The 19518-nt window shown below is 54.0% G+C and carries 23 protein-coding genes and 2 pseudogenes; 12 read left to right on the plus strand and 13 right to left on the minus strand.

Features of this window, described 5'->3' with window-relative positions; genetic code table 11:
• The first annotated feature begins 57 nt into the window (after window positions 1-57).
• Together AD668_RS29610 and AD668_RS25590 are read left to right on the plus strand one after the other, a co-directional pair.
• On the plus strand, window positions 58-531 hold the full coding sequence (locus AD668_RS29610) for a hypothetical protein (RefSeq protein ID WP_156322395.1): 474 nt from the start codon (window positions 58-60) through the stop codon (window positions 529-531).
• 65 nt (window positions 532-596) lie between these two features.
• Window positions 597-2078, plus strand: coding sequence for a Shedu immune nuclease family protein (locus AD668_RS25590; protein ID WP_053163451.1), 1482 nt, complete (start codon window positions 597-599; stop codon window positions 2076-2078).
• Between the two features lie 84 nt (window positions 2079-2162).
• Here the strand turns inward: AD668_RS25590 and AD668_RS25595 are convergent, their stop codons facing one another.
• From AD668_RS25595 to AD668_RS25615, 6 genes and pseudogenes are all read right to left on the minus strand, one after another.
• Window positions 2163-3335 (minus strand): DUF3800 domain-containing protein, encoded by a 1173-nt coding sequence (locus AD668_RS25595; protein ID WP_053163454.1) that lies wholly within the window; start codon window positions 3333-3335, stop codon window positions 2163-2165.
• Window positions 3336-3395: 60 nt separating this feature from the next.
• The gene (locus tag AD668_RS25600) at window positions 3396-3764 is read right to left on the minus strand and encodes a hypothetical protein (RefSeq protein WP_053163457.1); all 369 of its coding nucleotides are present in this window, start codon (window positions 3762-3764) and stop codon (window positions 3396-3398) included.
• Window positions 3765-3907: 143 nt separating this feature from the next.
• Window positions 3908-4018 (minus strand): annotated as a pseudogene (locus AD668_RS29190) (DUF4113 domain-containing protein); the annotation flags it as partial.
• Window positions 4019-4051: 33 nt separating this feature from the next.
• On the minus strand, window positions 4052-4387 hold the full coding sequence (locus AD668_RS25605; RefSeq protein WP_053163460.1) for a hypothetical protein: 336 nt from the start codon (window positions 4385-4387) through the stop codon (window positions 4052-4054).
• 151 nt (window positions 4388-4538) lie between these two features.
• Window positions 4539-4904, minus strand: coding sequence for a hypothetical protein (locus AD668_RS30105; protein ID WP_053163463.1), 366 nt, complete (start codon window positions 4902-4904; stop codon window positions 4539-4541).
• Window positions 4905-4911: 7 nt separating this feature from the next.
• Window positions 4912-5394: a helix-turn-helix domain-containing protein gene (locus AD668_RS25615; RefSeq protein WP_053163466.1), complete on the minus strand. Its 483-nt coding sequence runs from the start codon at window positions 5392-5394 to the stop codon at window positions 4912-4914.
• Between the two features lie 227 nt (window positions 5395-5621).
• Here AD668_RS25615 and AD668_RS25620 point away from each other — a divergent pair, with 227 nt between their 5' ends.
• Both AD668_RS25620 and AD668_RS25625 read left to right on the plus strand, forming a co-directional pair.
• On the plus strand, window positions 5622-6011 hold the full coding sequence (locus AD668_RS25620; RefSeq protein WP_053163469.1) for a hypothetical protein: 390 nt from the start codon (window positions 5622-5624) through the stop codon (window positions 6009-6011).
• A gap of 180 nt (window positions 6012-6191) precedes the next feature.
• On the plus strand, window positions 6192-6500 hold the full coding sequence (locus AD668_RS25625) for a hypothetical protein (RefSeq protein ID WP_256220773.1): 309 nt from the start codon (window positions 6192-6194) through the stop codon (window positions 6498-6500).
• A gap of 201 nt (window positions 6501-6701) precedes the next feature.
• On the opposite strand, the gene AD668_RS25630 is transcribed toward AD668_RS25625, so the two are convergent.
• The 6 genes from AD668_RS25630 to AD668_RS29200 all read right to left on the minus strand — a co-directional run bounded on the left by AD668_RS25630 (window position 6702) and on the right by AD668_RS29200 (window position 11187).
• Window positions 6702-7142, minus strand: coding sequence for a DUF411 domain-containing protein (locus AD668_RS25630; protein WP_053163476.1), 441 nt, complete (start codon window positions 7140-7142; stop codon window positions 6702-6704).
• A gap of 27 nt (window positions 7143-7169) precedes the next feature.
• A complete protein-coding gene (locus AD668_RS25635) occupies window positions 7170-7442 on the minus strand; it encodes a heavy-metal-associated domain-containing protein (protein ID WP_053163478.1) in 273 nt (90 codons plus the stop codon).
• Between the two features lie 114 nt (window positions 7443-7556).
• On the minus strand, window positions 7557-9827 hold the full coding sequence (locus tag AD668_RS25640) for a heavy metal translocating P-type ATPase (protein ID WP_371259846.1): 2271 nt from the start codon (window positions 9825-9827) through the stop codon (window positions 7557-7559).
• Window positions 9828-9917: 90 nt separating this feature from the next.
• Window positions 9918-10169, minus strand: coding sequence for a DUF2933 domain-containing protein (locus AD668_RS30110; protein WP_053163485.1), 252 nt, complete (start codon window positions 10167-10169; stop codon window positions 9918-9920).
• Between the two features lie 124 nt (window positions 10170-10293).
• The gene (locus tag AD668_RS25650) at window positions 10294-10692 is read right to left on the minus strand and encodes a hypothetical protein (RefSeq protein WP_053163487.1); all 399 of its coding nucleotides are present in this window, start codon (window positions 10690-10692) and stop codon (window positions 10294-10296) included.
• Between the two features lie 99 nt (window positions 10693-10791).
• Window positions 10792-11187 (minus strand): hypothetical protein, encoded by a 396-nt coding sequence (locus AD668_RS29200; protein WP_082344562.1) that lies wholly within the window; start codon window positions 11185-11187, stop codon window positions 10792-10794.
• A 285-nt stretch (window positions 11188-11472) separates the two neighbouring features.
• Between AD668_RS29200 and AD668_RS25655 the strand changes: the two genes are divergently transcribed.
• The 5 genes from AD668_RS25655 (at window position 11473) to copD (ending at window position 16116) form a co-directional block, all read left to right on the plus strand.
• Window positions 11473-11688, plus strand: coding sequence for a co-regulatory protein PtrA N-terminal domain-containing protein (locus tag AD668_RS25655; protein ID WP_053163490.1), 216 nt, complete (start codon window positions 11473-11475; stop codon window positions 11686-11688).
• A gap of 150 nt (window positions 11689-11838) precedes the next feature.
• The gene (locus AD668_RS25660) at window positions 11839-13704 is read left to right on the plus strand and encodes a copper resistance system multicopper oxidase (protein WP_053163493.1); all 1866 of its coding nucleotides are present in this window, start codon (window positions 11839-11841) and stop codon (window positions 13702-13704) included.
• Between the two features lie 10 nt (window positions 13705-13714).
• Window positions 13715-14725 carry a copper resistance protein B gene (locus AD668_RS25665; protein ID WP_053163496.1) on the plus strand — a complete coding sequence of 337 codons (1011 nt, stop codon included), beginning with the start codon at window positions 13715-13717 and terminating at the stop codon, window positions 14723-14725.
• A 69-nt stretch (window positions 14726-14794) separates the two neighbouring features.
• Window positions 14795-15178: a copper homeostasis periplasmic binding protein CopC gene (gene copC, locus AD668_RS25670; protein WP_053163499.1), complete on the plus strand. Its 384-nt coding sequence runs from the start codon at window positions 14795-14797 to the stop codon at window positions 15176-15178.
• A gap of 2 nt (window positions 15179-15180) precedes the next feature.
• Window positions 15181-16116 carry a copper homeostasis membrane protein CopD gene (copD, locus tag AD668_RS25675; RefSeq protein ID WP_053163502.1) on the plus strand — a complete coding sequence of 312 codons (936 nt, stop codon included), beginning with the start codon at window positions 15181-15183 and terminating at the stop codon, window positions 16114-16116.
• Window positions 16117-16167: 51 nt separating this feature from the next.
• Here the strand turns inward: copD and AD668_RS25680 are convergent.
• A pseudogene (locus tag AD668_RS25680) lies at window positions 16168-16359 on the minus strand (DUF411 domain-containing protein); the annotation flags it as partial.
• A gap of 391 nt (window positions 16360-16750) precedes the next feature.
• Here AD668_RS25680 and AD668_RS25685 point away from each other — a divergent pair.
• From AD668_RS25685 to AD668_RS25695, 3 genes are all read left to right on the plus strand, one after another.
• A complete protein-coding gene (locus tag AD668_RS25685; protein WP_053163505.1) occupies window positions 16751-17434 on the plus strand; it encodes a heavy metal response regulator transcription factor in 684 nt (227 codons plus the stop codon).
• Window positions 17431-18819 (plus strand): heavy metal sensor histidine kinase, encoded by a 1389-nt coding sequence (locus tag AD668_RS25690; RefSeq protein WP_053163507.1) that lies wholly within the window; start codon window positions 17431-17433, stop codon window positions 18817-18819. The genes AD668_RS25685 and AD668_RS25690 overlap by 4 nt, the downstream gene beginning before the upstream one ends.
• Window positions 18820-19078: 259 nt before the next feature.
• On the plus strand, window positions 19079-19420 hold the full coding sequence (locus AD668_RS25695; RefSeq protein ID WP_053163510.1) for a hypothetical protein: 342 nt from the start codon (window positions 19079-19081) through the stop codon (window positions 19418-19420).
• The last annotated feature ends 98 nt before the right edge of the window (window positions 19421-19518 follow it).

Raw genomic sequence — 19518 nt, forward strand, 5'->3', positions numbered from 1 at the left:
AGGAAGACCCAATGGGCAGCCTTTCAGGGCCACTTTTGTATCCTCGCGTAGGCAGGTATGTATCTGCTTGTTCTAAAACACTTCCCGCATACCTGTGTAAAAGTAGGAAGCCTGCATAATCAAAGGATAAGCGCTCACTGGAGAAAGATTTTGGATGGAAGCTTTTATGCAGAGATCCAACAAATGGTCAAAGCAGCCGTTGCGGCGCTTGATAGTGCTGAAATGCCGTCATCGAAGGTAGATACATTCGGCCCTTGTCGGTCGATTGCTGCCGCATGCCGTGATGGTGCTCACCTAGATAGCTCCATTCGAAATGATCTTGGCCCAAAAAGAAAATACGAATTCGAATCGGCACTGACGGCCCTGAGTCAATTCAATATGCTATCGAACTCACCAGGAGCAAACCCAGGTATCCGAAATTGCTTAGCAAGGGTTGCCAGGATGACTGCTGAGCTTGAAGCAGAAGCTACAGCAAGCGAACCGCCTCAGCTTCCCATCAATCACTTTTCCGGGACACTAGGGGCTCGCTAGACTCGCTTTGGCCCCACCAGTGCGCGGGCAAGTAGAAACCATATCTCGATCAAGGACGAAAGCACATGCCATCTATGCGCCCCTCACAGTACACCATGCAACAGCGCGCGGATGGCGGCCCATTCCTTCGTTTCGACAATGGCGAAGCGAGAGGGTTGAGCGAGGGAGAAGTCGAAGCACTGGAGTCGGGCGAATACGACGAAAATGACTTCTATGGCCCCACACTCGTTTTCTACAGCGATGTACCTCTGCCGGACAATGGGTCAGGCTGGCATCTCCTATTGATGGTCACCTCCGAGTATTTGACCATTTATCCTATCAACGCCCGCTCGGAACACTCTGAGTACGGTAAGCCCAAGTACGACACCATCCAGTCGATAGTGGTCACTCGCCCTGTCTTCCAAGAATATCCACATCCTAACAATCAGGATGAGCTTGAGGATTTACTAGGACTTCTCCCTGTAGGGCTCACCAAAGACTGGCGCTACGGTCTCGGCTTCCACTACGAGTACCGATACATCATCCAGGCTTTAAATGATTTGGAGGGGATCGACACACTGTTTCTGCATGGTGGGCCAGGGAACTTTGATGCGAAAATCGAAGGCAATCAATTCTGTTTAGGCGTTGCTCAGCTTGAGAAAATGGAGCGAAGCCTTGATCGGCTAACTCAGCGGCATCAGCGAGAAACCGCTGCCGACAAAAAACTTGTTTGCTACACGGGGCTCCTGCACAAAGCGGCCCCCGAGCTTTATCCTCCCCGTGAACGCAAGCTCCCGCCAGATCTGCTTGCAAATCTGGTAGCGCTGGGGTCAGTTGCACCCCGTCTATCACCCAAAGATCAAAAGCAGGCCGTCATGCTTGCCCAGCAAAGCGTCCCCGCGCTGGCGAAATCTGCACCGAAAACCCTGTATCAGCTGAAGTCTGAGATCGAGTTCATAACGCTCGGCGAACTCATTGAGGTGTACCGGAAAATGCTGGAAAGCAACGCCGCCGAGAACAAGTGGCAACGCTTCCTGAGTGAGCACTCTTTCGTACTCGACATGGCGTTCGGTTATCCCGTCAAGATGATTGCAGAACAGCCCTATGTCGGTGGTAAGGACGTCAGAGGTCAAGGGGGTCAGTATTCCGACTTTCTGATGGCTGCGAAGGCCACAGGAAACCTTGCTCTGATCGAGATCAAACACCCTCAGCACGACCTACTCGGAAAAGCCTACCGCAAGACCTACGTACCATCTTACGAGCTCGGTGGATCCGTGGCCCAGGTCATCAGCCAGCGAAGCGTTCTGCAGAAGAACATTCTCGGTCTGAGCGAGGATCTCGATGACCGTGTCCACGCACATGCCGTGGCGGCCATTGTCATCATTGGCCGTACCCCATCAAAGATTGGTGAGCAGCGAGCCTTCGAGCAGTATCGGAACAGCCTAAAGGATGTCCTGGTGATTACCTTCGACGAGATGCTAGGTCGGCTTGAGGGCATTCATAAAGCTTTGACGCCAAAACCGCCAGTAGCGCACTTGCCCCTCAGTGATGAAGACTTACCCTTTTAAAATGTCCGTCACTGGATATAGGTACGGCTGAGGCTGTGCAGGCGCGTTGGGGCGCTCACAGGAGGCGGGTTGCCATGACTGAGTTCAGTCATCTGCAAACGCTTCGAGCGCAGCGAGCAGCTTGCCTAGCTCAGTCAGGTTGGCTGCCGTCACGATGTCATATTCTCCTCGACTACTCAGCCGATACACCTCTCGTGCCTTTTTAACTCGTTCGAGAAGAGGAACGACGATGCCTGATGCTCGCTCTAGGAAGTCATTAATGTCCGCACGTGTTTGGGGAATTTTATAACCCTTAACGGCGCTAGAAATGATTACCCCCGCGTCGCGAAGTTTTGCAACGCCACTGGAGCGAATTCTCTGGTCGTTGACCTCTCCGAAGCCACTGTCTTTGAGGTGGGCAATGATCTCTGCAGTTGGCACGTAGTCTTTGGTGACGAATTCGCTCTGAAATCTCAAGAATCGTAAGATGCTTAGCTGCAGATGCTCATTCTCATCGGGATGTTCCTCAACGCGCTCGCTAAAATGGTCTGCTTGGCGTAGAGCCTCCTGGTGTATCTGGTAGTCTGCATATCCAGCCTCATTCGTTGGCGGCGGCAGAAGAGACTGGTACTTCGATGGCCACTCCAACATGCCTAGAGTCAGACTGCGCAGGATCTTTTTGTAGGCAAAAACCGCTTCTTCCGATGCTTTCTCTTCGTAGATCTGAGCGACTGAACCAGCAAAAAAATCTGCAACCTGAACCAAAACGTTGTCCTTACTGGCCATCGTCTGGAAGGCATCCTTATCGCCAAATAGGTCGTCCACGAATCGTTCTGCAACGTAGCTTTTGAGGCTCTCCTGAAATTCCTGGCCACCATGCTCGTCTACGATCATTTGGAGGTCAGGGTATGCGCGGAACAAACGTTCATAGAGCAACCCGTTCACGTATTTTATGAACGAGGTCTTGATACGGAGGCCACCGTCTTTGTGAATTCGGGACTTATCAACGACGGTGAAATAGAGCTTGAATGGCAGCTCGGCCAGCTCGTTAAGGATCCGGCCTCGGCGATCTGAATCCTTGGGCTTCAGATTGCTGGATTTGATCTCGCCTGTTTGAAAATGACGCTTGCGGAGTGCTTCAGCTTGGGCATAAGCAGCTTCCAGGTCTTTCTCTGCCACTAGAATGGAGCACACGATGAAGAAGCCCGAGCTCCCACCCTTTGACGTCTCTAGGTCGGAATTCCCGGACTCATCCACGAAGGCATACGTTCTGTCCATGAGCTTGCTCCATCAACAACTTACTGAGCGCAGTGGGTCGCCCAATGGCAAGGTGACGACTCAATTCGTCGCAGTGGTAGTGCCTGGAGCGGGGCCTTCGCTGAACGTGTAGTTGATGACCACGTCATTTCGGATCAAGACGTCGAGAGTTTTCTGAGTGCCCGTAGTCGTCACCTTCATGGTGACCACGTAGCTTTGAGCATGGGCTGAGCCGTTGGTGTAGGTGTAGATCCACTTCTCGTCAGTCTCACTGACTGCGCTCTTGGCGTAGGGCTCACCAAACAGCGACTTCAACTCAGCAGTCGTGGTTTTGCCTTTGGTGATGCTCGCTACACTAGCCGACGGAAAGTCTCGGCCTGCGTTGTAGTGAGACGTAGCGCAACCGCCAAGTGCGACACACATCCCCATGACTGCGATGAGCTTTTTCATATCCATCCTTGATTGTAGAAAGCTCCAAATCTAGCTGGCATCGAGGCTAAAAGCCATCAACAATGCTCATAAGATACTTCCGCGCTTTCACGACAAAATCAGAACACTCTCGGAGCGCCGTACCAACTTGACCTTCGCATCTGCTACCTGGCCTTTACCGCCCGTAACTGGTCTACCTTCGCCGTGTAGCTCTGGCTCATCAGGTCTCGGCGCATCGCCCAACTGGGCGCGGTAGGCACGCTGGCTAGGCGCACGAATTTCTAGCTAAATCAGCCCAACTGCATCGTCTACATCGATTTAACCGATACCACTTCCACATACTTGTACTTCTTCCTGGCACCCTTCACAGCCTCTTGCTCGGCAAGCAACGAGCTCAACGTGTCGGCCTCGTGAGTCAACTCCTGCATCTTCCCCTCAAATTCGTTCCCAACCCGGAGCGTGACCCTAAGCCTGGGCGTAAACGCTTTCGCCGCTTTCTTCTTTGCTACGGGAGCAGCTACCGGCTTCGTAAAGACAACCTCTGGCACAGGCTCCTCTACTACAGGAGCAGACACCTGGTCTTCGGGCTCAGGCGTACCGAACAGGGCACGACGCATTTCTTCTTCAGTTAATTCAGAGTTCATACAACATCTCAAAGGGCGGAGCTTAGCTCGACAATTTCTAATAGGATTGAAGCACACCCTCTAAGCCCAGATGCTCGAGAGCCATCTCTCATGGGTAACCTTCCTGCGCCATATGTATAGCGCCAAGACGCCTGCCATCGCCAAGTGAGATCTACATTTCCAGCTCAGCCTCAAGCCGAGCCCCCTTCAAACTGGGCGGAAGCTTTCCGACCGGCATGGCGTGCAATAACCTATGTGCAAGATGCTCGGCGTGAGCGGAATAGATCGCGATCCTGCCTGACTCAACGGGCCTGTAAGGAACAACCGCGCCGACAGTGATTTGGGCAATTTTAAGTATATTCAGTACATCATCGCCAACGATGTCGCTGTCCAGGTACTCGACAGTTCTGCGAACCGGTGGCCGGGCGTTTATCCATAATTCGACCACCATTTGATGGAGGTCTATGGGGCCAAGGTGTTCCAGAGCAGTCTTCCACAGCAGCCCCTCCTCTGACATTTTTAGTCGGGAGCTGGTCATTTGAAAATCACGACTGTTCGAGTGTGATTGCTTTCAAATATCTACGAACAGTCGCTTCAGATACCTCCAACTTTTCTGCGATCTCGACAACGGGCCTCCCATCCTTCTTCAATCGATAGGCCTCAAGCGCATTAATAGCTGCCCCAGAACGGGCAGGTCGACCAGGGCGTGGTTTCCCAGCCCGAGCCTGCGACTCAATTTCAAGATCGATCCCTGCCTTTTTGATTCTGCCCAGTTGCTTCGATATACGTTTTTGACCGTCTCTGAATGACTCGTGAGCTTGCAGCGAGGTCACCATCAGCACCAGCGTGGCCGGATCTAGATCTAGTACCCCGGCGAGCCGTATCAGGACATCAAGCGAGACATTTACCTCTCCTCGCTCTATTCGGCTGAAGTGGGAGCGGCCCAAGCTGTTGATGTCCTCTTGAGAGAGACCTTGCCCTCTGCGAATCCCACGAACCACGACAGCCAGCGCTTCTGCCGCTTCCATCGGTTTCTCCCCAATCAAAACCGAGGATAAGGCCACAACTCAATCCGTCATAACACACCCTAATGGGTTCATTATGATTGCCTCTTGGGTTGTGTGGAGGTTTAATAGCGCCCCCTTCAAGCCAAAGGCCTGAGAAGACGGCACTGGCGTGGGTCAGCCTGGCCAGCGTGATCGGCGGTCAGAGGGCTGAGTTGTCAATTTGATCGTAATTACTGAGAGGAAAACCTATGGCTAGCGTCGGAGAACTCGAATTTATGAAGGGGCCGCGCACACCGCTAGAAGGTCTATCAAGCAGTTCTGAAGCTCTAGCTTTAGTGGCCGAGCGCTTTCCTAGGAAGCCGTATTGCCTGATTCAGGACTGGACAATATTTCGCATCGAATTCACTCCTGACGAACTCAACACCATTCAGGTAGCGGGCCAGCTCCCGATGATCGTGTTTGCTCACAATGTGGTCGAGGATAGTCAGGGTCGTTTTGAGCGGGGTGATTGGGTGCGTTCGACTATGTGCACACGTTTTGAAGACGGTGTGTTCGAAACCAGGAACACCGCCTACATCTTGGTTGGCCCTGGTCATGAACAACCTTCCAGCCTGAAGGACGTTTTCTCCTTCGTCTAACTGCGCTTCATATCAGAGCAACTAGGGATTTAAGGAAACACGATGTTTAGAACACACGACGCAAACATGGTCGGTCTACCTGGTATGTTTGGAGAGGGTCAGTGCCACTGGCGCCAGGTCTCCAGAATACTCCGCACACATTGGTATCACGTGACTGTACAGACCAAGCATGAGGGCCGAATGTATGAGGCAGTGCTGATGGTCGATAGCGAACCTCAGCTACAGGAAATTCTGGTCGCCCAGGACGACGAGATCATGATTACCGATGTTCAAGTGGTCACGCCGGCGTATATGAACGGAACAAAAAGTTGGCGCATGGAGACAATGACCAAGGCGACCGTCGGTGAGGATAAGGACGAGTGCGTGGTGTGCCTATTAGAAGTAGAAACAGGCTCCACGTACCACAGTTCACACCAACCTAGCTTTAGCAGCGATGCGCTGGGCAACCTTCGTCCGATCTATCACGCGGACATGATTCGCACGGCCTGAAATTTACCAAGGCTCCCGCACGGCATCAGCGTGATCGATTCCGCGTGGGACTTCTGGTCACGCCATACAGGCTGCCCAAGGAGCGCAATTGTGCTGAACACTGAAGAAGTAAACTTTCACGGAAAACGTCATACAGATATCGATCTCACACGAATCATAAAGGCCCAGGTGCAAGGCTTCGACGAACCGATAACGTAGTCGTCAATGGCTAGGATAATCGGCAACTACTTGATCGGTACCCGTTAGGGTCTGACCTATCACCTGATACGGCTGTTTGGTTTGGCCGTATTCCATTCCAGGCGAACCAGCGGGCATACCCGGCACCGCAATTCCGACGAGGTCGGGGTGATTCTTCAGGTCGAGAATCTGTGCTGCCGGCACATGCCCTTCGACAAATTTTCCGTCGATCATCGCGGTATGACAGGAGGCCAAGCGCGGAGCGACGCCGAGGCGCTGTTTGACTTCGCTCATGTTGGACTCAACATGGTCGCGCACGCTGAAGCCATTGACTTCAAGATACTTTATCCAGTCCTTGCAGCAGCCGCAGTTAGGATCGCGGTAAACGTCGATGACTTCAGCGGCTTGTGCCGCTCCGGCCATGAGTAGTGTCGTGAACACAGCGATACGCATACTGTTATTCATGGGAGTTCTCCAGTTTGAAAATAATCCTTACCGGCAGCAGCAACCGCCGCCGTTCCCGCCACAGCCCGAGGTTTTCTTACTCGCTACGCTTTCCACTGTCGCCAGCTGTGCTGGATAGCCCGCGTTCTCCAGGGCTGCAAGCAGCGCATGGCTGTCCGAATCGCCGCTGACCTTCACCCGTCCGGCTTGTAGATCCACTGTTACGTCCCTGACGCCTTCAACTGGGCGCAGCGCTTCGGTGACATGTTTGACACATGAACCACAGCTCATGCCCTGGACTTGCAGTTCAACAGCTTTCATTGGTGACTCCTCACAACAAAATTGATCATGGAAAGACTGACGCATGAGGCTTTTCTGCGGCGTTGGCTTATCCTCAACCTTGCTGCCATGGCAAGGTCAAGCGGTCGTTTTCACTCAATCAATGGAAGCCTGGCGCAGACGCAAGGCGTTGAATACCACCGACGCCGAGCTCACGCTCATGGCCAGTGCGGCAATGAGCGGTGACAGAAGGTGACCGGTAAGTGGAAAGAACAAGCCGGCAGCCAGTGGGATACCCATGGCGTTGTAAAGGAAGGCGAAGGTCAGGTTCTGGTGCATATTTCTCACCGTTGCGACTGACAGGCTGCGAGCACGCAGGATACCGAGCAGATCCCCCTTGACCAGGGTGACCTGAGCGCTGTTCATCGCCACGTCAGTGCCAGTGCCCATGGCGATACCTACATCAGCGCGAGCCAGTGCGGGGGCATCATTAATGCCGTCGCCGGCCATCGCCACCCGGTGTCCGGCTTGTTGCAGAGATGCCACCAGACGCTCTTTATCTTGCGGTTTGACCTCGCCGTGAACCTCCTCGATGCCCAACTGGCGAGCTACCGAGCGAGCAGTCGTAAGGCCGTCGCCAGTGGCCATGATGACCTTGACGCCATCCGCCTGCAGACGCTCGACGGCCAGCTTCGTGGTGGGTTTGATGGGGTCGGCAACAGCCAGCAAACCCGCTAGGGCGCCATCGACTGCCAGGTACATGATGCTCGTACCGTCGCCGCGTAGCTTCTCGGCATGTTCTTGCAAGCTCTCTGTGGAAACGCCGGCCTCCTGCATCAACGCGGTATTGCCTAGCATCAGGCTGCGACCCTCGACCTGACCGCTTACACCAATACCTGAGGCTGACTCGAAGGTTTCAGGTGTCACCAGTTTTAGCCCTGCGGCACGAGCCTGCTCGACGATGGCGTGGGCCAATGGATGCTCACTGCCCTGATCGAGACTTGCGGCCAAGCGCAACACTTCATCCTGAGTAAATCCGGGTACGGCCTCGACACTATGGAACGCTGGTCGACCTTCAGTGAGGGTGCCAGTTTTGTCGACTATCAAGATGTCTATCTTGCGCAGGTTTTCGATGGCGGCGGCATCGCGAAACAATACGCCGCTGCCAGCAGCCTTGCCGGTGGCAACCATGACTGACATCGGTGTCGCTAGGCCAAGGGCACAGGGACAGGCGATGATCATGACCGCGACAGCGTTGATCAGTCCGAACACCCAACTTGGCTCGGGCCCCCACAGCCCCCAGCCGAGTAGAGTCAGCGCGGCGATAGCAATCACAACGATCACGAAGTAACTGGCAATCACGTCTGCCAGCCGTTGCATCGGCGCTTTTGAGCGTTGTGCCTGCACAACCATCTGCACAATCTGTGCGAGCAGGGTCGCCGACCCTATCTTCTGCGCCTGCATCACCAGACTGCCGTGGATGTTGAGAGTGGCGCCGATCAGCGCGTCGCCGGCCCTCTTCATGATCGGTATCGGTTCGCCGGTGAGCATCGACTCATCTACAGCGCTTTCGCCTTGCAATACCTGGCCGTCGACAGGTACTTTTTCTCCCGGACGCACACGTAATGTGTCGCCGCTGTGTACGTGTGTCAGAGGGATGTCTTCTTCCGTGCCATCGGCATTGATCCGTCGGGCAGTTTTGGGTGCAAGTCCAAGCAGCGACTTGATGGCAGCCGAGGTTTGCGAGCGAGCCTTGAGTTCAAGCATCTGGCCGAGAAGGGTCAGTGAAATGATCACAGCCGCCGCTTCGAAGTACACACCGATGCGACCCTCCATCATGAAGTTGCTGGGGAATACATCGGGGGTCAGGGTGGCCACGACGCTGTAAAGGAAGGCCGCCGCCGTGCCGAGGCCGATTAGCGTCCACATGTTCGGACTTCGCTGAATCACCGAACGCACACCACGCACATAAAACGGCCAGCCAGCCCACAGCACGACGGGTGTAGCCAATCCCAGCTCGACCCAATTTTGCGTGGTGCCATGGAACAGCTCCAGGGCATGGCCACCCATAGCCAGCACGGTGACGATCACTGTCAGTGGCAATGTCCACCAGAAGCGCCGGGTGAAGTCCTTGAGTTCTAAGTTCTCTTCTTCCTCCAATTCGGGAATCACCGGCTCTAAGGTCATGCCGCACTTAGGGCAGACGCCGGGGCCGATCTGGCGAACTTCCGGATGCATTGGACATGTGTATTCAGCGGCACCCGTTACCGGTTCTGCTGTTGTCTGAGGGACTGGTTCGATTTTCAGTTGGGATATTCGATAACGCTCGGGCGCTGCCCTGAAGGTCGTTTGGCATTTCTGGCTGCAGAACCGGTAGTTTTGCCCCTCATATTCCGTGCTGAACTGGCTGTCGTTACTGACGGTCATGCCACATACCGGGTCATGGGAGCCGGTGGGTTGGGGTTCAGAGTTCTGTATTGGGCCGTGCTCTTGACGAACCTCAGGGGTGTGCATGAGCTAACTCCTGTTCGCATCTTTAGTTGAGACTGAGGTGTCGCCGTGATGACTGTGACCACCGTGGTGGTGCCCGAAAAAATGCATCAGCGGGCACAACAGCAAAATCATGTAAGGCAGTAAGCCCAACATATGGCCGTAGTGTTCTCTAGCCAGATAGAACAGCGCGATCACCAGCAGCATGCCCAGCGCTATGCCGGGTTTACTCCTCCAAAATGTTGGAGAGTTGTTAGTTGAATGTGGTGAATTCATCATGGTTTTTACTCCTGAGGAGTGCTGTTTAGTGATACGTCGTATAGGTGTAATGGGCGGCAGTTTTACCCTTGGCATAATTGGCTAAGGTAAAACCGTCGCTGCATTGCCTATAGGCTTGTGCGCGTCACTTGCTCATCGGCATGTTCATCATGCTCGATTGCTGATCCATCATTTTCATCATCATGTTCATCATTCCCATCTCCGTGCCGTCTTTGTTGCCGCCCATGCCCATGCCATGACAGTTCTTATGCATCATGGCCATGCTGTCCTTCATCGTCTTCATGCTCTCCTGCATGGCGGCGTGTCGCTCGGCAGGGGTCTTGGCGGCGGCTGCCTTGTCGTGTGCAGCCTGCATTTTTTGCATTTGCTCGGTCATGACAGTGTTTTGCATCGGCGTAGCTGCTTCGCTTGTCTGGGCGGGCGCGGTCGGCGTCTGCTCCGGGTGATGCTCATCAACTGCCGAGGCCATGAGTGGGCTGCTCACGAGCAGGGTGGCGAGGATAAATTTCAATGAGGCATGCATGGCAATCTCCAAAGGGTCAGGACAACTCAGGTAATACCGAGCCGCACCAGATAGGCGCAGCCAGACAATGCGCCGAAGATCGGCGCACAGAAGGTCGGATTAATCGTTGAAACGAACGAAAATCAAGCGGGCAGGAGGTCTGGCAGGTACAGGGCGTCGTAATGCAAGAAAGGCAAAAGCGGAGGGATTGGCGGGATACAAAATCAGCAACGCTGGGATAAGGAGCAGAAACGTCCAACTGAACAGATCAAATGTTTGAAGATGGAGCGAAGGACTTACAGCTATCGCCGCATCGGCGCAGTGCTGAAGGCAGCCGAGGGCATGGGCGTCGTGGCTTTCGTTATCTTGCGGAGTGTTCAGCGAGACATGCGTTGTAGCTGGATTGTGGCTGGGCTGTGACAGACATCCCTGGCTCGCTGCCAGACCAAACGCTAACACCCACAGCACGATGGCGAGGCGTATGAACGTTGGTTGACGATGGCGAAACCAGAACATGGAGAATCTCCGGTACTGATTAACGGGTTTTGATTTATCAACATACAGCACATCGAAGTGCCAAAGTTGATCTACATCAATTTATGCAGCCGGCTGTCGGTTCTGTGGTGCGGTCAAATTTTATGACGCCCGTCGATCTTTCAGATGTTGAGCTTCTCCGTGTGCTGTCAAAAGTGTAATCACCGGCTAAGCGTGCTGACAGGTGCGTCCCCTCATCATCCTCATCGAGCTGACGCTCAAACTCTCTGGTTTCATCGAGAGTCAATTCTTTGAAGGAGATGCACTATGAAAGCAACCAAAGTTGTAATTCTTACACTCAGTTTGGCTATATCGTCCCTGGCCTTTGCCGAAGGTGGCGGCGACCGTGCGGTTGAGCGCATGGAACGAGCTCGCGAGACGGCAATGGCCACCACCAAACCCGTCTCACAAGCGCAAGTGCAAGTGCAAGAGGATATTGCACAGGAAAAGCCCACGGCTGAAGAGCAGAAGCATCAATGCTGAGCCGCCCAGCTTACGGAAATGTAATCACCCCGTTTGCTGGCTTATGGCATCTTCCGATGTATCAAGCGCTCTAGCTATCCAAAGCGTGAACCCTCGGGAACATGCCAACGTGCGTGCACCTGACATCCGACTGACGGGACATAAATCGGTATGCATTCCAAAACTTCTCGGCGCACCTTTGTGAAAGGTCTCACCGCAGGCGGGATTCTCGGTGGCTTAGGCCTCTGGCATACCCCTATTTGGGCGGCCCGTAGCTTGGGCGAGACTAATGTCCTGTCAGGTACAGAGTTCGACCTCTTTATTGGAGAGACACCGGTAAATATCACTGGGAATGCCCGGACTGCCATGACAATCAATGGTGGGATTCCGGGGCCTCAGCTGCGCTGGCGTGAGGGCGATACCGTGACCTTGCGGGTCAAGAACCGCCTCAAGGATATGACATCAATCCACTGGCACGGGATTATCCTCCCCGCGAATATGGACGGCGTGCCGGGCCTTAGCTTCCATGGGATCGAGCCTAACGGCACGTATGTCTATCAATTCAAGGTCAAGCAGAACGGAACGTACTGGTATCACAGTCACTCCGGCTTCCAAGAACAGGTAGGTGTGTACGGCCCACTGGTAATCGACGCGAAGGAGCCCGAGCCGTTTGAGTATGACCGTGAATACGTGGTGATGCTTACCGACTGGACGGATGAAGATCCGGCTTCGCTGATGAAAACATTGAAGAAGCAGTCTGACTACTACAACACCCACAAACGCACAGTCAGTGATTTCATCCATGACGTAGCTGACAAAGGTTGGTCAGCCACCGTCGCTGACCGCAAGATGTGGGCCGAAATGAAGATGAATCCCACTGACATTGCAGACGTCAGTGGCGCGACATACACCTACTTGATGAACGGCCACGCGCCGAACTCCAACTGGACGGGCACCTTCAAACCTGGCGAAAAGCTTAGGTTGAGGTTCATCAATGGTTCAGCCATGAGCTACTTTGATGTCCGTATTCCGGGTTTGAAGATGACTGTCGTGGCTGCCGATGGCCAGTATGTCAAACCTGTGAGCGTGGATGAGTTCAGGATCGCCACTGCCGAGACTTTCGATGTGATCGTCGAACCAACTCAAGACGCCTACACACTGTTTGCGCAGGCGATGGATCGGTCGGGGTACGCAAGAGGCACCTTGGCCGTCCGGTCTGGCCTGGCCGCTCCGGTACCTGAGCTAGACCCACGTCCTCTCGTCACCATGGCTGACATGGGTATGGCCGGTATGGATCATGGCTCGATGGCTGGTATGGGCGATATGGCTGGAATGGATCACAGCAAGATGGCCGGTATGGGTGACGGCCCAATGGAGAGCATGTCAAGCATGGACGGCGGTGCCATGAAAGGTATGAACCATGGCGCTACGCAAGACACGTCCGGCATGGACAGCATGGCTGGGATGGATCACAGCAAAATGTCTATCGACGGCATGAGTGGTATGGGAGAAATGCAGTCGCACCCAGCCACAGAATCCAACAACCCTCTCGTCGACATGCAGGCAATGACAACGTCGCCAAAGCTTGATGATCCTGGCATGGGCCTTCGCGAGAATGGTCGAAAAGTGCTGACGTATTCTGATCTAAAGAGCACGTTTGAGGATCCAGATGGCCGTGAGCCAAGTCGGACTATCGAACTGCACTTGACTGGCCATATGGAGAAGTTTTCCTGGTCTTTCAACGGCGTGAAGTTTTCGGACGCCGAGCCGTTAAAACTGAAGTACGGCGAGCGAGTCCGGATCGTTCTTGTCAACGACACCATGATGACTCACCCCATCCATTTGCATGGCATGTGGAGCGACCTAGAAGACGAGAATGGCCAATTCCTTGTTCGCAAACACACTATTGATATGCCACCAGGCTCGAAGCGCAGTTACCGAGTGACAGCCGATGCACTGGGACGCTGGGCCTATCACTGCCATCTCCTGTACCACATGGAAATGGGGATGTTCCGCGAAGTGCGTGTAGAGGAATAAGGAGTCGACTATGAGCAATTTTCTTTGCGGGACTCGCATGCACTCAGCTGTGTTTACGGTCGCTCTGACCGCTGGTTTTGTCTTCCCCGCAGCCGCTGAAACAAGCCAGGGTACCGAAGACGGGCAGATGCAGACCATGGATCATAGCCAGATGCAGGGCATGGATCACGGCAAGATGGAAGGCATGGATCACAGCCAAATGCAGGGCATGGATCAGGGCAAGATGGAAGGTATGGATCACAGCCAAATGCAGGGCATGGATCACAGCAAAATGGAGGGTATGCAGCCCGCCAAGCAACCACAAACCCAAAGCCGGACTCCGATACCACCGCTAACCGATGCAGACAGAGCCGCAGTCTATAAGTCCCCTGGTGGTCACGCGGTTCATGACACAGCCCTCAACTCATTTTTTATATTTGAGAAATTGGAATGGCAGGATGCTGACGATGGAAGCGCACTGAACTGGGAAGCCCAAGGTTGGATAGGTGGAGATGTTGATCGTCTTTGGTTGCGCTCCGAAGGCGAGCGCACCAATGGGAAGACTGAAGAAGCTGAGGTTCAAGCTTTATGGGGACACGCCATCAGCCCTTGGTGGGATCTAGTCGGCGGTGTTCGTCAAGACTTCAAACCAGGCGACCCTCAAACGTGGGCGGCTTTCGGTATACAGGGCTTGGCGCTCTACAATTTCGAGGCCCAGGCTACTGCTTATTTTGGTGAAGGCGGCCAAACCGCAGCACGGCTGGAAGGTGACTACGACATTCTCCTAACCAATAAGCTGATTTTGCAACCAACGGCAGAATTCAATTTTTATGGCAAAAACGATCCCAAACGTGGAGTGGGTTCGGGGCTATCTGAGAGCGAGGTGGGTTTACGGCTTCGGTACGAAATCCGTCCAGAGTTCGCACCTTATGTAGGTGTGACTTGGAATCGGGCTTATGGAAAAACCGCTGACTATGCCAGCGAGGAAGGCGAAGACAATAACGAAGCACGTCTAGTGCTTGGCGTCCGGGTGTGGTTCTAAATCACAGCAAGCGGCACCAAATAATTACTTAACCTCATTACAACAGCTACGCGCTGTGAGGAGCCTTGCATGTCAGTACTTAAATCCTGTGTTGTGGCCGTCGCTCTTTCAACCAGTCTTCTGCTCAGTGCAGTTGCCCAGGCTCACCCGAAGCTGGTGTCCTCCACTCCCGCCGATGGCGAGAGCGGCCCCGCTCCTGCAAAGATTGAGCTGCACTTTTCTGAAAACTTGGTTACCCAGTTTTCCGGAGCCAAGTTGATCATGACCGACATGCCTGGTATGTCACACTCGCCTATGGGTATGAAAGCCAGCGTAGCCGGCAGTGTCGATCCAAAAACCATGGTCGTGACCCCGGCCTCTCCTCTCCCAACGGGCACCTACAAAGTGGAATGGCGAGCGGTGTCGTCCGATACCCATCCGATTACTGGCAGCGTCACCTTCAAAGTGAAATAAGTATGAGCGACCCAATTAACGTGGCGCTGCGCCTCGCGCTGTATTTGGATCTGATGCTCCTCTTCGGTCTTGCCGTCTTTGGGCTATACAGCTTTCGGGGAAAAGAACGTGTATCGGGAACGCTGTTGCATTTTGGGTCGCTACTACCTGGCACCGCTGTTATCGGTATGTTTTTGTCCATAGCAGCTTTTGTAGTTATGACAAAAAATATGAGCGGCGCATCCGACTGGGCGGAGCTGCAACCTCACATGGAAATGATGCTGTACGAAACCGAGGTCGGCTACAGCTGGGTGACACGCATGATCTCGCTAGCAGTGGTGATTTTTGCTGGAAGCCAGAACAGGCGATGGCCGACGGGCAGTCTCTGGGTCGCTACCATAGCGGGCAGCATTGCCTTAGCGACAATCCCATGGACAGGTCACGGGGCGATGGATGAAGGCGCCCTGCGGTTCTGGCATTTTACCGCTGATATTTTGCACCTACTTGCCGCTGGTGGCTGGATCGGAGCTCTCGCGGCGTTTGGCCTGATGTTGAGGATTAGGGGGGCTGATTCGGAGCAACTGGTGCGAGTGCTATCGCGAGCGCTCAGGGGATTCGAAACAGCGGGCGCATTCATTGTTGGTACGGTCATAGTTACTGGCGTCGCTAATTATCTCTTCATTGTCGGGCCGACAGTAATTGGAGTCGTAACCAGCACCTATGGCGTTCTCCTACTCGTGAAGATCCTACTTTTCGTGGGCATGATCGGGCTAGCCACCCTCAATCGTTTCTACCTGAGCCCTTCACTCGAGCGGTCTGTGGTGGCCGGTGATTTTTCGCTAGCGGCAACTGCTTTGAGAAAAAGTGTGATGATCGAATCAACCTGTGCTGTCGTCATCGTTTGCTTGGTGGCTTGGCTAGGAACATTGAGCCCCTCAATCGACATGGCTCAAGGGTGATCCACGAGCTAGACCCAAGCGACCCCAACGGCGCTCAAATCTGAGCAACGACTAACGGCTGACAGGGTAGTCCGCGACCACTTCTTGCGCACCTGCCTTGGTGAGCCCCAGGACTTGGTAAGGTTGATGATTCTGGCCGTAGTCCATACCGGGAGAACCTGCGGGCATACCTGGCACCGCAATTCCTGCCAGGTCTGAGCGACCATTCAGCTTCTTGATTTCATCAGCTGGAACATGTCCCTCGTAACCGTCCGGCGAAGTCACCTACAGCCCCTCAAGACTTGCCGGGGTCAGCGCCTGGGCCTGCACCGCGTGCGGCAGGTTCAGCGCGACCAACGGGTCGTGCCCGTCGCAGCCGCTCATTGCGGAGCTCTCCAGGCGCGTCACTGCGTAAAACCAAGCCGTGGTGGCATGGTAGACCAGTCCTCGGGTGGCTTGTAAGCGCAGAAAGCTCAGATTGCCGATTACGTTTTTGTAAGCTGCCGACTAGCTGCACTCCCTAAATCCAGCGCACCCCGACTCTGTCTTGCCTGGGAGTTTTTCGTTTGCTGTTGGGGCAATTACATTTGCGTAAGCTTCCGCACAGTCGTCAGATTGGTAGCACACTAGAACACCGCAAAACCGGAGCCCATGCATGAAAATCTTGGTTGCAGAAGACGAACCCAAAATTGGAATGTACCTACAGCAAGGCCTCTTGGAAGCTGGCTTCAGTGTCGACCGAGTTGTGACAGGAGCAGAGGCGTTGCACCAGGCGCTAAATGAGGCCTACGATCTTCTAATCCTGGACGTAATGATGCCGGGCCTGGATGGCTGGGAGGTCATTCGATCTGTCCGCACAGCTGGGAGCTCAGTACCTGTGCTGTTTCTGACGGCCAGGGACGGAGTTGATGACCGGGTCAAAGGCTTGGAGCTAGGTGCAGACGATTATCTAGTCAAACCGTTTGCATTTTCTGAATTGCTTGCCCGCGTCAGAAGCTTACTTCGCCGTGGTGCCGCCGCACCCAACCAGACATCTATTAAGATTGGGGATCTGGAGGTCGATCTTCTAAAGCGACGGGCCTCGCGCTCAGGTCGACGCATTGACCTTACTGCCAAGGAGTTTTCGCTGTTAGAGCTGCTGATGCGCCGTCGGGGAGAAGTCTTGCCGAAATCACTGATCGCATCGCAGGTTTGGGACATGAACTTCGACAGTGATACCAACGTGATCGAAGTCGCGATTCGTCGGCTCCGGGCCAAAATCGATGACGATTTCGACACCAAGATGATTCAGACCGCGAGGGGAATGGGCTACATGCTAGATGCTCCGGATACAGAATGAAGCGTGCATCTCTTACCCTCCGTCTAAGCATGATGTTTGTCTGTGCCGTGGTCGCCGTACTGGTAGTTGCAGGCTTTACTTTTGACGGATTCAGCCAACATCACTTCAAGGCCCTCGACCGTCAATCGATGACGGAAAAGCTCGAATCCATTCGGCAAATAATGGATGGCGAAGCTGGCTCCGCAGACCCTTCAGAAGTTGTGTTGCAGCTACAAGCACTCCTTGGTGCTCACCAGGAACTCTCAGCCTCAATTATCACGATGGGCGGGAAGACGTTCTTCGCGACTTCAAATGCAGTTGGACATCCTTCTTCCTCCTCTGGTGACCCGAAGGAAGATATGTGGGAGTGGACAGCTGGAAGCCATAAGTACCGAGGCATGAAAGCCCAAGTTCATTTGGCGAATGAAGCTGAGCCACTGACCGCGTGGCTGAGTCTAGACATTACAAGCCATACGCATTTCGTCGAAACTCTGCGCTGGTGGTTAGTGATCGGGCTCGCGATTAGCGCCTTGGTCAGCGCAGGTTTAGGGTGGTTGGTCGCGCTCAGCGGGCTGAAGCCGGTCGCACAAGTAACGAAAGTCGCGGCCTCGATGTCAGCCGGATCGCTGAAAGAGCGCATTCCGATGGATTCTGTGCCTCGCGAGCTTGAGCTCCTTGTCACTTCGTTCAACGCTATGCTGGCTCGCCTTGAAGAGTCATTTGCTCGGTTGTCTAACTTTTCAGCCGATATCGCGCACGAGCTACGTACCCCTATCAGCAATCTGCGCACACATACCGAAGTCATCCTCACAAAGAAACGTGCACCAGAGGATTATGAAGAGAATCTCTATTCCAACCTGGAAGATCTGAACCGACTCTCCAGCATTATTGACGGCATGCTTTTCCTAGCAAAGTCGGACAACGGTCTGGTTCTACCTGCCAAAGAGAAAATCGAATTGCGTTCGGTCGTCGAGAAATTGTTCGAGTATTACCAGCTTCTGGCAGACGACACAGGGGTAAAGCTGCAGGTAGTTGGGCACGGCGCGGTGAATGGTGACGGGACGATGCTGGATCGGACGATCTCGAATTTGCTGTCCAATGCGCTCAGGTATACCCCACCTGACTGTACGATCTCCGTGAAAATCGAGCCCCTTGGTGACATGATCAGCTTGTCAGTGGAAAACCCCGGCGAGGAGATAGCGGTAGGGCATCTGCCCCGGCTGTTTGACCGTTTTTACCGAGTCGATCCCGCACGGAGAGAGAGCACTACGAACCATGCGGGCTTAGGGCTGGCAATCGTCAAATCACTGGTTGACGCCCATGACGGCACCGTCGGATGTGTTTCCAGAGAAGGCCATACGACCTTTATGATCCGCTTACCCGCGTGGCCTGCTGATCACGAGTGAAAGTAGAGATCGCTTGTATGCCTTGCGCAATCTCACGAGCTTGCTGTTTCGACGTTACCGACAAGATATAGGTATACCCGGTCTAGGCCACAAACATGGCGCGAAACAGCGTGAGTAGTCGTTGTCAGTGTTCTTCCAGCTCGCGTAATGCTGACTTAATTCATCTTAGGTGTTATCGCCTACTTCGGATTTTGACGACGGGTTGTTGATGACACGTGTCCAATTGTAAGAGCCATTTTCAGCGACTACACTCCAGCCCATGAAACGCTATCTGCGGTTTTGCCTTATTTTCATGATCAGCCTGGCGCTTCCCTTCAGCGGGATGGCAGGCGTTCAGGCACCGACAGAACCGTGCCCAATGAAGGCGATGGGCATGGCGATGGTGGACGACATGGGGATGGACTGCTGCAACGATATGAAAAGCCCTTCCGAGCACGGCAAACATTGTAAGTCGGGCCAGGAATGCAAGACAGGCGGCATACTGCAAGTCTCGATCTTCAAACCGCCTGTCACTGTCTTCCGCCCCGTAGTGCTTTCCTTCTTCAGCGATTCCCTTCCTGTACAGACCCCGTCCGGGGTATGGCGACCGCCTCGTGTTTGATTCCTGTCACACATTGAGCCTCATTCCGCGTTAGCGAGATGAACTAGCTGCGCGCATGTCTTTTGACGCCTGCAGTGGATGATCACAGGAATCGTAAA

Source organism: Pseudomonas sp. P1.8, assembly GCF_001269805.1.
Classification (GTDB): Bacteria; Pseudomonadota; Gammaproteobacteria; order Pseudomonadales; family Pseudomonadaceae; genus Aquipseudomonas.